The organism is Parafilimonas sp., assembly GCF_051953455.1.
In the GTDB taxonomy this organism is placed as follows: domain Bacteria; phylum Bacteroidota; class Bacteroidia; order Chitinophagales; family Chitinophagaceae; genus Parafilimonas.
The window spans coordinates 76,633-90,338 of the sequence record NZ_JBQCIT010000047.1; the positions used below are offsets into that span (position 1 = coordinate 76,633).

The 13,706-nt window shown below is 41.0% G+C and carries 9 protein-coding genes and 1 tRNA gene; 6 read left to right on the forward strand and 4 right to left on the reverse strand.

What is annotated here, in order from left to right:
- Positions 1-20 precede the first annotated feature (20 nt).
- From ACTHN6_RS16745 to ACTHN6_RS16770, 6 genes are all read left to right on the forward strand, one after another.
- Complete coding sequence (locus ACTHN6_RS16745) at positions 21-1,511, forward strand: RagB/SusD family nutrient uptake outer membrane protein (protein WP_440436926.1); 1,491 nt, start codon at positions 21-23, stop codon at positions 1,509-1,511.
- Positions 1,511-2,314, forward strand: a complete 804-nt coding sequence (locus tag ACTHN6_RS16750) for a sialate O-acetylesterase (protein WP_440436927.1) — start codon at positions 1,511-1,513, stop codon at positions 2,312-2,314. The genes ACTHN6_RS16745 and ACTHN6_RS16750 overlap by 1 nt, the downstream gene beginning before the upstream one ends.
- A gap of 5 nt (positions 2,315-2,319) precedes the next feature.
- Positions 2,320-4,299 (forward strand): glycoside hydrolase family 2 protein, encoded by a 1,980-nt coding sequence (locus ACTHN6_RS16755; RefSeq protein ID WP_440436928.1) that lies wholly within the window; start codon positions 2,320-2,322, stop codon positions 4,297-4,299.
- Between the two features lie 99 nt (positions 4,300-4,398).
- On the forward strand, positions 4,399-6,678 hold the full coding sequence (locus ACTHN6_RS16760) for an FAD-dependent oxidoreductase (protein ID WP_440436929.1): 2,280 nt from the start codon (positions 4,399-4,401) through the stop codon (positions 6,676-6,678).
- A 12-nt stretch (positions 6,679-6,690) separates the two neighbouring features.
- Positions 6,691-9,258, forward strand: a complete 2,568-nt coding sequence (locus tag ACTHN6_RS16765) for a glycerophosphoryl diester phosphodiesterase (protein WP_440436930.1) — start codon at positions 6,691-6,693, stop codon at positions 9,256-9,258.
- A 15-nt stretch (positions 9,259-9,273) separates the two neighbouring features.
- Positions 9,274-10,917 carry a sodium:solute symporter family protein gene (locus ACTHN6_RS16770; RefSeq protein WP_440436931.1) on the forward strand — a complete coding sequence of 548 codons (1,644 nt, stop codon included), beginning with the start codon at positions 9,274-9,276 and terminating at the stop codon, positions 10,915-10,917.
- A 175-nt stretch (positions 10,918-11,092) separates the two neighbouring features.
- Here ACTHN6_RS16770 and ACTHN6_RS16775 read toward each other — a convergent pair whose 3' ends face one another.
- From ACTHN6_RS16775 to ACTHN6_RS16790, 4 genes are all read right to left on the reverse strand, one after another.
- A complete protein-coding gene (locus ACTHN6_RS16775) occupies positions 11,093-11,449 on the reverse strand; it encodes an Arm DNA-binding domain-containing protein (RefSeq protein ID WP_440436932.1) in 357 nt (118 codons plus the stop codon).
- Positions 11,450-11,735: 286 nt separating this feature from the next.
- Positions 11,736-11,809: transfer RNA gene (locus ACTHN6_RS16780), tRNA-Pro, on the reverse strand.
- A gap of 81 nt (positions 11,810-11,890) precedes the next feature.
- On the reverse strand, positions 11,891-12,739 hold the full coding sequence (locus ACTHN6_RS16785; RefSeq protein ID WP_440436933.1) for a fumarylacetoacetate hydrolase family protein: 849 nt from the start codon (positions 12,737-12,739) through the stop codon (positions 11,891-11,893).
- Between the two features lie 46 nt (positions 12,740-12,785).
- Entirely contained in the window at positions 12,786-13,670 is an 885-nt protein-coding gene (locus ACTHN6_RS16790) for an SMP-30/gluconolactonase/LRE family protein (protein ID WP_440436934.1), read from the reverse strand.
- Between the last annotated feature and the right edge of the window lie 36 nt (positions 13,671-13,706).

Consider the following 13,706-nt stretch of genomic DNA (forward strand, 5'->3'; position numbering starts at 1 on the left):
CAATTTAAATCATTAAAATCATGTGCTTTCATAAAAATATAAGAACAATCGCTGCTTCACTATTTGCATTCGTGGTTATCACGTCATGCAATAAACTTGAAGAAACACCCTATTCATCTATATTTACAAACAACTTTTATAAAACAGCCTCCGATGCCGAAGCCGCTATTACAGCGGTGTATGGGCCATTGGTTGACCTGTATAATACAGCGGGAACTTTTGCTTCAGATTTTAGCGCCGACCAGATTTACCCAAGACCGGTAGTAGGAAGAGATACCTATACATTATTCAGTTACGATCCCAATTATACAACTCAAAAAAGCTTTAGCCGCCAGTTTGAATCGCCGCAGCAAATATGGCAATCCTGTTATTCCGGTATTGAAAAAGCAAACTGGGTCTTGTTTAAAGTGCCAAATACGGATATGGATGCTACAAGACGTACTGAAATATTAGGCGAAGCCTATTACCTGCGTGCTTTTTACATGTGGATGCTTACAAAAAACTTCAGGGATATTGTAGTGAAAACCAGGCCAAGCACCAGCATCGATTCTGCCATTGTTGGCAAAACAGAACAGAAAGATGTATATAAACAAATTTATGCCGATCTCGACCAGGCGATTAATAATTTGAAACCCTATGCTGCCGGTGTAACCAAGGGCAGGCCGTCGAAAGAAGTGGCGATGGCTTTATATGCAAAGGCAGCTTTGTACGATGAAAACTGGGCGGCCTCACTTGAAAAAGCAAAGGGAGTTATCGGCAGCGGTGCTTATACATTAATGCCAAACGTGCTGGATGTTTATGATGTTTCAAAAGAAGATGCCGCCCGGCAGGAAAATATGTGGGCATACGAATGCGATAATACATCGCCCGGCAATTCAACGCAGATCATAAGTTTGTACGGCCCTAAAAACAGCGATGGGCCTGCGTATGCGGTTACATCTTTTGGGTCTGCATTTGCTTACCAGTCATTCTTTGATTCATTCGATCCTGCCGATAAAAGAAGGCAATTGCTTGATACATTTTATATAAACAAACTTGGCGAGGTGGTGCATCAGAAAGATGTAACACCTATTACACCGCATGGTGTAGAAGTCAAAAAATATATGGACCCTGTTTCGCCAAGCCATGGCATCAATATTCCTATTTTAAGATTAGCCGACGTGTACCTGATAGCGGCGGAAGCATCAGCAGAAGCCAATGGTGTTACGGATGAGGCATATAGTTATATAGACGTTGTACGGCACCGTGCCGGTTTACCCGGTCTTACAAAAGGGTTATCCAAAGAACAATTTAAAGATTCTGTTTTGCGTGAAAGAAGCTGGGAGCTCTTTGGGGAAGGCGACCGCTGGTACGACCTTACCAGAACAAATACTTTTATGCAGGTAATACCAAAAGCAGTAAATGATGTTTTCCCAACACGCACACCGCAGCAGCGCAATCGCTATTTTCCTATTCCGCAGGATGAAATAAATGCAAACAAATTACTCGAACAAAACCCTGAATGGCAATAATGAAATATATAATGATATTATTTTTCATGAGCGTTGTATATGCTTTACAGGCACAACAAGCTTTGTTTCTGGTAGCAGGCCAAAGCAATGCGGTAGGTATGGCTGATAGCAATGCCTCTGTTGCCACCACTGCATACGAATATTGTTACACTAATAATTCATTAAAGCCATTAAAAGATCCGGTGGGTTGCAACGAGCTGCATTTTCAAAAAGCCAATACAGGCAGCGCCTGGCCTGCATTTGCAAACGCTTACGCAAAACAAACAGGCAATAAAGTAGTCATTGTTCAGGCGGCAAGGGGTGGCAGTTCATGCAGTTACAAAGCAGAGCTGGATGATTATGGCACCTGGGATACAACGGGCCGTCTGCCTTTATTTGATAGCGCCATTATTAAAACCAACGCCGCCATCCGCCAAACAGGAATTGCTTTAAAAGGTATTATATGGAGCCAGGGAGAAAGAGATGCCAATGCTATAAATACAGGGCATTTAACAGCAGCAGTATATCAATCCACTTTGGAAAATCTTATCCTGAGATTCAGGAGAGAATTGGGTGATAATATTCCTTTTTATATTATACAAACGGGATATTATAAAGACCATGACAAACGGGGTTTTGATGAAGTGCGCAGGTGCCAGCGGGAAGTTTCAAATGAAATGAAAAACGTAATGCTTGTGTATGATGAAACGGGTTCATTTATAGAAAAAGGATTAATGAAAGACCAGATACATTACAACCAGCAGGCTTTAAATATGATTGGCAAAACCGTTGCAGAAAGAATTGTATCAGCCGGAAAAAAATAATTACTATGAGGTATATCACAATAATTTTTATTCTCTTTTTATCCATATCAACTAATGCCCAGCAGGACGATTATAGCCTGGACGGCGAATGGAAATTTGCAACAGACCCGGTTAAAGTGGGTGAACAAAGCGGTTGGTATAATGCTGATTTTAATTCATCTTCTTTTGATAATGTTACAGTGCCGCATTGTTTTTCTGTTGATCCGCGATACATGTTTTATACAGGCAAAGCATGGTATTTCAAAAAATTCACTTCTGTTGCATCATCTCAAAAAAGAACCTACTTAAAATTTGATGCGGTTTTTTATAAATGCAAAGTATGGTTGAATGGCACTATGGTTGGTGAGCATGAAGGTGGCTATACGCCATTTGAATTTGATATAACCGCGGCACAAAAAGACAGCAATGTATTAACCATTGAAGTGGATAATACGTGGGATACAACAACGATTCCTGGCGCCAAAGCGAGTGATAATTATGAAAAACCCAATGCAGCACAATGGTTTCCGTGGATCAATTATGGCGGCATTACAAGGCCGGTGCATCTTATAACACGGCCTGAAGTATATGTTCAAAATATAAAAGTTGTTACAGAACCGGATCTGGCAAAAGGTAATGCAGTAATCAGTATCAAAGCTTTTATTAAAAATACTTCGTCATCAGCGCAAAAAGTACCTATAAAACTTCTAATAAAGCATGATGATAAAACTCCGGATATTGTATTTAAACCAGTCGATATTTCTATAGGCGCAGGCGAAACGGCAATAACAGATATAACAGGCACACTTGCTGCAAAAGATGTAAAACTCTGGAACCAGGATGCGCCCAATCTTTACACAGCACAGGTTTCAACCAATTCAGATACATTGGATAAAAGATTTGGTATAAGAAAGATTGAAGTAAAAGGCACGCAATTATTACTGAATGGTGAGCCGATAAAAATGGGTGGTTGCAACAGGCCACTGGATTATCCGGGTTATGGATCGATGGATCCTAAAGAAGTCCTGGATAAAGATCTTACGCTTATTAAAAGCGGTGGCATGGAACTGTCGCGCATCAATCATTATCCCGTTACGGAATACCAGTTGGATTGGGCGGATGAACACGGCTTGCTGATAATAGAAGAAGCCGGCAACTGGCAGATGACACCAAAGCAAATGAGCGATACGATGATGCGCCGAAAGTTTCAATCACAGATGAAAGAGATGATTGAACGCGATTGGAACCATCCCTGCTTAATCGCCTACAGTGTAGGCAATGAATTCAGATCGCAAACTGAAGCAGGCCGGGCCTGGGTAAGGGATATGAAGCAGTTTGTGCGATCACTTGACAGTAGCCGTTTGATAACATTTGCCAGCATGTATGTTGCAAGACCAACCATAAGCAGCCCGGAAGAAGAAGCTTCGCAGTATTGCGATTTTGTAAGCGCCAATATTTATGGTGATCACTTCAATGCACTGGAGCGCATTCATAAATTATATCCTGATAAACCGGTTTATATAAGTGAATTCGGATGGCGGACCGATGGTGTAAAGAGCGAAGCCGAACGTGTTGCATTGCTTAAAAAAGCAATGCAGGATTTCAGAAAATGTGATTATTTGATTGGCGCATCTGTATGGACGTTCAATGATTATTTCAGCCGCTTTCCCGGCACCAATGCCAATGGCTACAGGCCCTGGGGTTTGGTTGAACCTGACCGGCAACCAAGGGGTATTTATCCTGCCTGGCAGGAAGAGTTTGCACCTGCCACAGTAGAGTTAATTAAAACGGGTTCGGGCAATGCCATAAAGGTTACGGCACGACACGATTTTCCTGCTTATACTTTAAGAAATTATCAACTGCAATGCAATGGAAAAACATATAACATCAAAACATTAAAACCGGGTGAAGAAGAAATGATTGATGTTAGTATTCCATCGCAGCAGGCAAACGTGCAGTTAATAAAACCCGGAGGTTTCGTTATTCTGCAAAAAATATTACAATAAAAATTAAATTAAGCATGAGTTGTCAGTAGTGAGTGATGAGTAGTTACTGCAGTAACTCACAGCTGGCTGCTAACTTAAATACGACATAATTCTAATTGAATGATAAAGTCTGAAAGTTTGGAAGGCAGGACGTTTCCGTTAGTTGAGATACAAGCAGACCTTGTTATTACGGGCGGCGGATTATCGGGTATATGTGCTGCGATTACTGCCGCACGGCAAGGGTTGAAAGTTGTGCTGGTGCAGGACCGGAGTGTGCTTGGCGGTAATGCCAGCAGCGAAATACGTTTATGGATATTAGGTGCCACATCACACATGGGCAATAATAACCGCTGGGCAAGAGAAGGTGGTGTGGTGGATGAAATACTGGTTGAAAATATGTACCGCAATCCCGAAGGCAACCCGTTGATACTCGATACGATTTTGTTGGATAAAGTTGCAAGCGAGCCGAACATAACCTTGCTGCTGAATACCACGGTGTATAGCCTGAATAAAAAGCAACCTGATGTTATAGAAAGTCTCTGTGCTTACTGCAGCCAGGACCAGAAAGAATATTTATTAAAAGCGCCTTTGTTTATGGATGCTTCCGGCGATGGTGTGGTGGGTTTTCTTTCAGGTGCCGCATTTCGTATGGGTGCAGAAAGCCAGGATGAATTCGGCGAACGTTTTGCGCCGTCAGAAGATTATGGAGAACTGCTGGGCCATTCTTTGTATTTCTATTCAAAAGATACCGGCAAGCCGGTAAAATTTGTACCACCTTCATTTGCCTTGGATGATATAACCAAAATTCCAAAATTCAGGAGTTTTAATTCGCATGAATACGGTTGCAAGCTTTGGTGGATTGAATATGGCGGCCGGATGGATACGGTGCACGATACTGAAAAAATAAAATGGGAATTATGGAAGATAGTGTATGGCGTTTGGAATCATATAAAGAACTCCGGCCAATTTCCTGAAGCGGATACGTTAACGCTTGAATGGGTAGGTATGATTCCCGGCAAACGGGAAAGTCGCCGTTTTGAAGGTGATTATATTTTAAAGCAGCAGGACATTGTTGAACAACGTTCGCATACCGATGCCATTGCTTTTGGTGGCTGGAGTATCGACCTGCATCCTGCCGATGGCATCTATTCAAGTGAACCGGGTTGCAACCAGTGGCACAGCAAAGGCATTTATCAGATACCGTATCGCTGTTTGTATTCCAGGAATATAAAGAATTTATTTCTCGCAGGCAGGATTATCAGTGCCTCGCATGTGGCCTTTGGTTCATCAAGGGTTATGGCTACAAGTGCATACATTTCACAGGCTTCGTCGATGGCCGCTGTGTTGTGCAAAGAATATAATTGCCTACCTGTTGACATTTTTAATAATGGGTATATACATGAACTGCAGCAACGTTTATTGAAAGCTGGCCAGCATATACCGGGCATTAAGTTGCATGATGATAATGATCTTGTAATGCAGGCTGAAATAAGCGCCAGCAGTGAGTTGCAGCTTCAGGAAATTGAAGAAACACATTTATTGCAAACGCTTGATTTAAGCGTTGCACAAATGTTGCCTGTTGAAAAAGGCAATATTCCTGTTATTAATTTTCATGTTTATGCTAATGAAGCGACCACATTAAAAGCTGAATTAAGATTATGTTCAAGAACAGGAAGTTTTACACCTGACCTTTCCATCGCTTCATTTGAAATACCATTAAAACCAGGAAGGAATTGTGTACAACTGCAAAGTGATTATCAAATAACAGAAGCGCAGTATCTATTTGTAATGCTGCATAAAAATCCTGCTGTAAAACTATCCCGTTCCTATAAACGCATTACCGGTATCTTAACTGTATTTAATACCATTAATCCCGACGTTTCCAATTATGGAAAACAGGAGCCGCCCGATTTTATAGGCATGGATAGCTTTGAATTCTGGTGTCCTCAAAGAAGGCCGCAGGGGCATAACCTTTCGTTTAAATTAAGCAGGCCTTTGTTAGCATTTGATGTTGAAAATATACGCAATGGGATTGGCAGGCCCGTAAATGCACCCAATGCATGGGTGGCAGATTTTAACGATGCACAACCAACATTAACATTGCAATGGCCATCAGCCAAAAAAATAAAAAGCGTTATGTTGGTATTTGATACAGATTTTGATCACCCGGCAGAATCTGTGCTAATGACGCACCCGGAAAATGTAATGCCTTTTTGTGTAAGAAATTACCGGTTGTATGATGATAAGATGAACCTTGTGTACCGTAAAAAAGATAACCATCAAAGCCGTAATGAAATAATATTTGATGAAGCTGTTATCACTTCAAAACTTGTGATAGAATGTGACCATCCTTCGGCCAATACACCTGCCGCAATATTTGAAATAAGATGTTACGAATAAAAGGAAAATAGTATGAAGAAAACTGTTTTGATTACACTGTTATTTTTAAGCATAAAATCATTTGCACAAAATCAACTTACGCTTTCAGGTAAACAAATCCGTGTTGAATGGAATAAGTCAGCCAACGGATGGCGGATAAGCAAAGTAAGTTTTTTGAAGAACGGTTCATGGCTTGAACTCAAACATCCTTCAGGAGAATACACGTTGCTGTTTGATGAACAAAAACCACCGGAACAACCTGATACGGTTTTTAACGACATCAATGGAAAAGCCTGGCCTGATACATTATACCATTACCAGATTACCCGCTGGAAGCAAGCCACTTCTCCTGTTGATTTAAATACCGCAGGCAAAGCTTATTATTTTTATCCTTCATCTGCCACACAAACAAACAACAGTATAATATTTACTAGTGAAACACCTGTGGCCACAGTTATTACAACATGGCGCATAGATGAAAAGTATAGTGGTGATATTATTGTTCAGCAAAAACTAAAAAGCAAACAAAATGGCTATTACTCACTGGCCAGTCCTTCCATAATAACCGTTGATTCATTTGATGTTAAATGGGCCACCGTTCCCGGATATTTCCAGGGTAAAGCATTTGAAACAAATGGTGTGTTAAGTTATGGTTACGGGCAGGGTATTCCAACGTTGCCGGTTATTTACCGCGAACGTTGTGCAAGTACTTTAGCGCCCATTATCAGTACAAAACAACATATTTCTTTTTGTGTTGCACCCCAGCCCGGCCTTGCAAGAGATCCCTGGGAATATGATAAAAGCACGCATTCCAACTGGTTTGTTGGGTTGTCGCACATGAACAGGAAAGCCATGCTGGCTCCAACGCTATATTATCCTGTGTTGGGAGAGCAACATTCCCAGCTTGCTGCCAACGATACAATTGGTTATACATTCCGGTATAGCTTCAGCAATAAAGAATGGTATGATCTGCTTGCGCATATTGTAAATGATGTGTATGATTTTAATAAAACACTTGCTTTAAGACATAACAAACAATCTCTGGTAAGCAGGGTAGAACACATGCATGAATATGTAAAAGACAGGAAAACTTCTTTGTGGAATATTGAAGCATATAAAGGGATGAAAATTGGCGGCCAGTCTTATCTTGGCGGCGTTGTTGGTTCAAACAAAGATGCGATTAAAAACTCTGATTACGGAGCCATGTGGATGCTGGCACATACAACCAATGATAAATTTTTATTGGATAGTGTGTTGCCTTATGCTTTAAACTTTAAACTGGCGCAACAGGCCGATACCGGGTTTTTTAAAGGCGCTGCTATCGGGCAGTATTATCTTGCCAACAGCAAGCATTTTACAGAAGAATGGGGCGAGTTTGTTGAACCCATCAGCCTTACCTATTATATTATGCTTGACATGGGCAATATTCTTTTGTTTGAACCCGGCAATACAGCATTAAAAGAAAAACTCAGGTTGGGCGCAGACCTGTTATTGAAGTGGCAAAAGCCTGATGGCAGTTGGGAAGTAGCTTATGATAAATTCACGCATCAACCTTTGTTTACTGATTTGAAAGATCTTCGCCCCACGTTCTATGGTTTGTTAGTTGCCTATCGTATTTTGAAAGATAAAAAATATTTGGATGCGGCTGTAAAAGGCGCCGACTGGTATGCCGGCAATGGTGTTGATAAAGGTTGTTTTATCGGTGTATGCGGCGATGCCCGTTATGCTCCTGATTTTGCTACCGGTCAAACAGCGCAGGCCTACATGGATTTGTTTGATATCACCAAAAAAGAGCAATATAAAAATGTGGCAATTAAAGCAGCGAAGATTTATCTCAATTCAATTTATACGCACCCGGTAGCCAATGAAAAAGATAAGATAGTGAATGGCACTTCAAGAAAAGACTGGCAAATATCCCAATCAGGATTAAGCTTTGAACATGGTGGTATTTTGGGTTCAGCCAACGGTGCAGGCCCCATAATGTTATGCAGCCATGCCGGCATGTTTGTGCGCATGTTTGAATTAACGAAGGACAGTTTGTTTATTGAAATGGCAAGGGCTGCAGCCATAGGTAGAGATGCATTTGTTGATAGTGCTACCAGCGTGGCATCGTATTACTGGACGGCAATGAACAAAGGCGCCGGGCCTTACCCGCATCATGCCTGGTGGCAGATAGGATGGATAACCGATTATCTTTTATCGGAAGCGCAAATGCGTTCAGCTGATAACATTGTTTTTCCAAGAGGGTTTGTAACGCCAAAAGTGGGGCCGCATGAATCCTATGGTTTTGCACCGGGAAAAATTTATGGCCATTCCGCTATGCTTATAAACCGTACCGGGCTTATAACCTGCAGTAATCCTGATGTTGAATATATCCTTGCCAAAAGCACCGATAATAAAAGTCTTTTTGTAATTATAATGAATGATACGAATGAACCAATCACGGCAGGCATCCGTGTAAATGCAGACATGCTGCAAAAGGAAATTTCTTTTACTGATAAAAGCGTATCGGATCTTATATCAAATTCAAAACAAAATTTCAGCAACAACCAGCAGGTGCACCTTAAACCATATGGGTTGCAGGTGTATCAATTTCAATAAACAACAGGAGCATACATGAATCAGCTTGATTTTATAGTAATGGCAGTTTTTGCCTTGTTGATACTGGGCATTGGAATGATGTTTACGAAAGTGGGCAGTAAAAATTCTGCTGCTTTTTTTGAAGCCGGCGGCTCCACGCCCTGGTGGATCAACAGTATTTCTTTATTCATCAGTTATTTTTCTGCCGGCACATTTGTGGTATGGGGTTCTATAGCGTATAAGAGCGGTTTTGTAGCCAACGGTATTCAGTTAACCATGGTATTTGGCGGCATGCTCGTAGCCTTGTTTGTTGCCGCCAAATGGAAAAGAACTGGAGCGGTAACGGCTGCCGAATATATTGGTAAAAGGCTTGGAAAAAAAACCTTGCAATTTTTTACCGTGCTTATCATGTTGCATGGTTTATTTACAACAGCGTCAGTTTTATATCCTGTTGGTAAAATGGTGAATGTGGCTACAGGCTTGTCTTTAAATGCAAGCATTCTTATTATCAGTGTTATCATTATTCTTTATACTTCAGCAGGCGGGTTATGGGCTGTATTGGTTACCGATGTGGTGCAGTTTGTAATTCTTACAGCCGCTGTAATGATTGTAATACCCATGGCATTTAAAGAAGTGGGCGGTGCCTCAACGTTTGTTGATAAAGCACCGGCTGATTTTTTTAAATTCTTCAATTCAGAATATTCATTTGGATTCTTTCTTGCCTTTCTCGCTTATCAAACCGTATATATAGGTGGCAACTGGGCCTACGTGCAGCGTTATACAAGTGTATCGAATGAAAGAAATTCAAAGAAAGTAGCGTGGCTTTTTACGTTGCTTTATTTTATAAGCCCGTTTATATGGATGTTGCCGCCTATGTTATATCGCGTCATCAATCCAAACTTAACAGGCCTCCAGCCCGAAGGTGCTTATATGATGATATGCCAGCAGGTTTTACCGGCGGGTTTAATAGGCCTTGTTTTATCTGGAATGATATCTGCCAGTGCCAGCAAAGCCAACACAACCATTAATATGATGGCGATTGTATTTGCGCATGATGTTTATAAAAAGATGATACGCCCAGCTGCCACTGAAAAAGAATTAATATTTGCAGCCAGGGCTTTTACCGTCGCCTTTGGCGTAATTACAGTTGTAATAGCTATGCTGGTGCCGCTTATTGGCGGCATTGTTGAAATGGTTTTAAGTACCGCATCCATTGCGGGCGGTGCTTTGTTTGCCCCCATCATCTGGACCTTATATTCTAAACGGCAAACAGCCATATCAGTTGTTACAGCATCACTGGCAGGTTTAATTATCAGTTTGGTATTAAAGCTTTTCAGTGTTGAATTGTTAGGATTTAAAGTTGATCGTTTTTGGGAAACCACACTGGGCGTTGGAATACCAATTCTCGTGTTGTTATTATGGGAAATATATTATGCCATTACTAATAAAGTATCAGCCCTTGCCAATGTTTTTGCACAAGTGCAGCAGCATACAGCAGCACAGGAAACTGATGCTAAGGCACAGAACCGTTTTGGTATAAAAGTGATAGCCACAGCCGTAGCTATTGTCGGTAGTGGAATTGCCGTGCTCGGTGCATTCGCAGAACAGGGTGGCACAGCACTTATTGTAGGTATTATTATCCTGGTCGCTGCTTTACCCCTATGGCGGTTAAGTAACTGAAAATAATAAAGGAAGGTGCGCTGCGATCTAACTGCAGAAAAATGAGTAATGCCAAATGCTTATCGCATAGAATATGCCTATACGGTTGCTGAGATAGTGCGGTGGGTTTTGCCGATATTTATTATTGATTTTTCCCGTGAATACCGAATTTATACATGACCGCCTACGCGTTCTGCTAAGTCTTGACAAGCAGTTCCTTCACCTTATAACCTTTTAGCTGCGTTTGCAAACCGAGATAGGCATTTTTCAGAGACGCTGCTGTTATCAGTTCATTTGCATCGAGCAGTTTCCTGTATTGGTCTTTAATACCAAAGCGGATATTTTCCAGGTGGTTGTTGATAGATTTAACTGCGATGCCGGTTCCTTTTACCATTCCCTTATCCCGGTTCCAGTGGCTGGCCTCGATCTGTTCTTTGGTAGAAAATTCTTTTTCTTCCCCGTCAACAGTGATGCGTGCATAGGTATCTGCTCTTTTGCTATCGTTCTTGCATTTCCTGACAAGGAAGCTAACACCGAAGGTTTGTGTTTCCATACAAAATTGTTTTAAATGGTTTTGAAATGATTTGAATTCCTTCTTCACTTTTTCCGTAGTCCGAACATTCGAATCCTTTTCGAATCCACTCCAAAGCGTCAAAAAGATGACGTAATTGTATGGATAACAATGAATTGTGGGTTTTTTGGTGAGTAACCAGGCATGTGCCTGAGTTCACTCACCTGAATATTGCCTTTTTCTGAAATGATTTGACAGGAAGAAAATAAAAAATCCTTGTAATTCAATTGATCTTACAAGGATTGATGCAATTTGAAATGCTATTTCGTCGGGAGGACAGGATTCGAACCTGCGACCCCCTGGTCCCAAACCAGGTATTCTACCGGGCTGAACTACCTCCCGAATCCATTCCGGATGAATTATTCTTCCGAAAGGGCTGCAAAAGTAAGGGTTTGGGATATATCACCCAACTGATTTAAAAAATTATGCATTTACACAGGTTTGTTTTTGTGTGCCAAGCTGTTCTATGGAAAGTTCCACCACATCGCCCTCTTTTAAGTATTGTGGTTCTTTCATGCCGAGCGCTACGCCGGGAGGTGTTCCAGTTAAAATAATATCGCCGGCTTCAAGCGTCATGAATTGCGAAAGATAATGCACCACATAGTAAACATTGAATATCATTTTAGATGAATTGCCATTTTGCATCTGCACGCCATTTACACTTAGTTTCATCCATAAGTTTTGCGGGTCTTTTATTTCATCGGCTGTTAATAAATAAGGCCCCAATGGACTGAAGTTATCACAGGATTTTCCTTTAGTCCATTGCCCGCCGCGTTCTATCTGGAACTCTCTTTCTGATACATCGTTTACAACCGCATAACCGGCGATGTAATCTTTGGCAGCATCAGCACTTTCAAGGTAGCGGGCTTCTTTTTTTATAATTACCGCTAACTCTACTTCCCAATCCGTTTTTTTACTATTTCTTGGTATGAGAATATTATCATAAGGGCCTACAACCGTATTGGCGGCTTTCATAAATACAATCGGTTCTTTAGGTATGGCAGCACCCGTTTCTTCAGCGTGGTCTGAATAATTGAGGCCGATACAAATCGCTTTTCCCGGTCTTGCAACAGGCGCAGCCCAGCGTTCATGCTCATTAACAACAGGTAATAAAGAAATATCTTCAATGGCTTTTAATTTTTCAAGACCGCCCTGTTCAAAGAATTCATTATTCCAATCTTTAAATAGATGCGAAGTATCGCGGCGGATGTTCTTATCATCAATAATACCTGGTTTTTCATTTCCCTTGCTGCCAAAGCGTATTAATTTCATTATGTATGATTTTATTTTTTGTTTGTATGATCGGTTTACTGCCTGTCTAAGCTTTAAATTTTTTGGATAGCGTTCCTTTTATACCGGTATTTTTTACAACGAATAATTTACCCGCATGTGGCTGTTGCTGTAAAGCTTCCTTGCTCATGTCTTTACTGGCTGTGGTAATGTAAAGATCCGTAAGATCTGTGCCGCCAAATGTACAGCAGGTTACATTGGCAACAGGTAAGTCTATCTGTTGAATCAAATCGCCTGTGCCGGGATTATACCTTGCTACGCGCCAGCCATCATAAAATGCAACCCACAACATACCTTCTTCATCAATGGTCATTCCATCAGCAAAACCTTTTTCGTGTGTAAGATCAACAACTACCCTTTGGTTATTGATGCTGCCGGTTTCCAAATCAAAATCAAACGCAAATATATAATTGGTAGGTGTGTTAATATAATAGAGAATAGTATTATCATCATTCCACGCAAGACCATTTGAAATGGATACATGCTCTAATTTTTTGTGTATGGAAAAATCAGTATCAAACATGTAAAGATTACCCATGTTTTCTTCTTCGGTTTTAGACATGCTGCCTGCCCAAAACCTGCCTGCCGCATCAGCTTTGCCATCGTTGAAACGGTTATTCAAACCTTCTTCAGGGTTGATGATATGCTTCACTTCTTTCTTTTCAATATCAATAAAACCAATGCCGTTTTCAAGGCCCGCAATAAAACCGCCCTGTTCACGCGGTGCAATGCAGCCAATCATTTCACCTGCTGTAAATATTGAATGTTGTTTGGTATTTGTATTAAACTGGTGAATTTCTCCTTTTAAAATATCAAGCCACAATATGCTGTTGGATGCAGCATCCCAAACGGGCCCTTCGCCTAATTTGCAAATATGATCCAATACTATTTCGGGCTGCAATGCATTATCCATAATTTTTAATTTGAACAAATATAATCTTCATGCAAC

Excerpts from the sequence above, each read along its gene's own strand:
- ACTHN6_RS16745 (WP_440436926.1), top strand. The coding sequence starts at position 21 with ATGTGCTTTCATAAAAATATAAGAACAATCGCTGCTTCACTATTTGCA.
- ACTHN6_RS16750 (WP_440436927.1), top strand. The coding sequence starts at position 1,511 with ATGAAATATATAATGATATTATTTTTCATGAGCGTTGTATATGCTTTA.
- ACTHN6_RS16755 (WP_440436928.1), top strand. The coding sequence starts at position 2,320 with ATGAGGTATATCACAATAATTTTTATTCTCTTTTTATCCATATCAACT.
- ACTHN6_RS16760 (WP_440436929.1), top strand. The coding sequence starts at position 4,399 with ATGATAAAGTCTGAAAGTTTGGAAGGCAGGACGTTTCCGTTAGTTGAG.
- ACTHN6_RS16765 (WP_440436930.1), top strand. The coding sequence starts at position 6,691 with ATGAAGAAAACTGTTTTGATTACACTGTTATTTTTAAGCATAAAATCA.
- ACTHN6_RS16770 (WP_440436931.1), top strand. The coding sequence starts at position 9,274 with ATGAATCAGCTTGATTTTATAGTAATGGCAGTTTTTGCCTTGTTGATA.
- ACTHN6_RS16775 (WP_440436932.1), bottom strand. The coding sequence starts at position 11,449 with ATGGAAACACAAACCTTCGGTGTTAGCTTCCTTGTCAGGAAATGCAAG.
- ACTHN6_RS16785 (WP_440436933.1), bottom strand. The coding sequence starts at position 12,739 with ATGAAATTAATACGCTTTGGCAGCAAGGGAAATGAAAAACCAGGTATT.
- ACTHN6_RS16790 (WP_440436934.1), bottom strand. The coding sequence starts at position 13,670 with ATGGATAATGCATTGCAGCCCGAAATAGTATTGGATCATATTTGCAAA.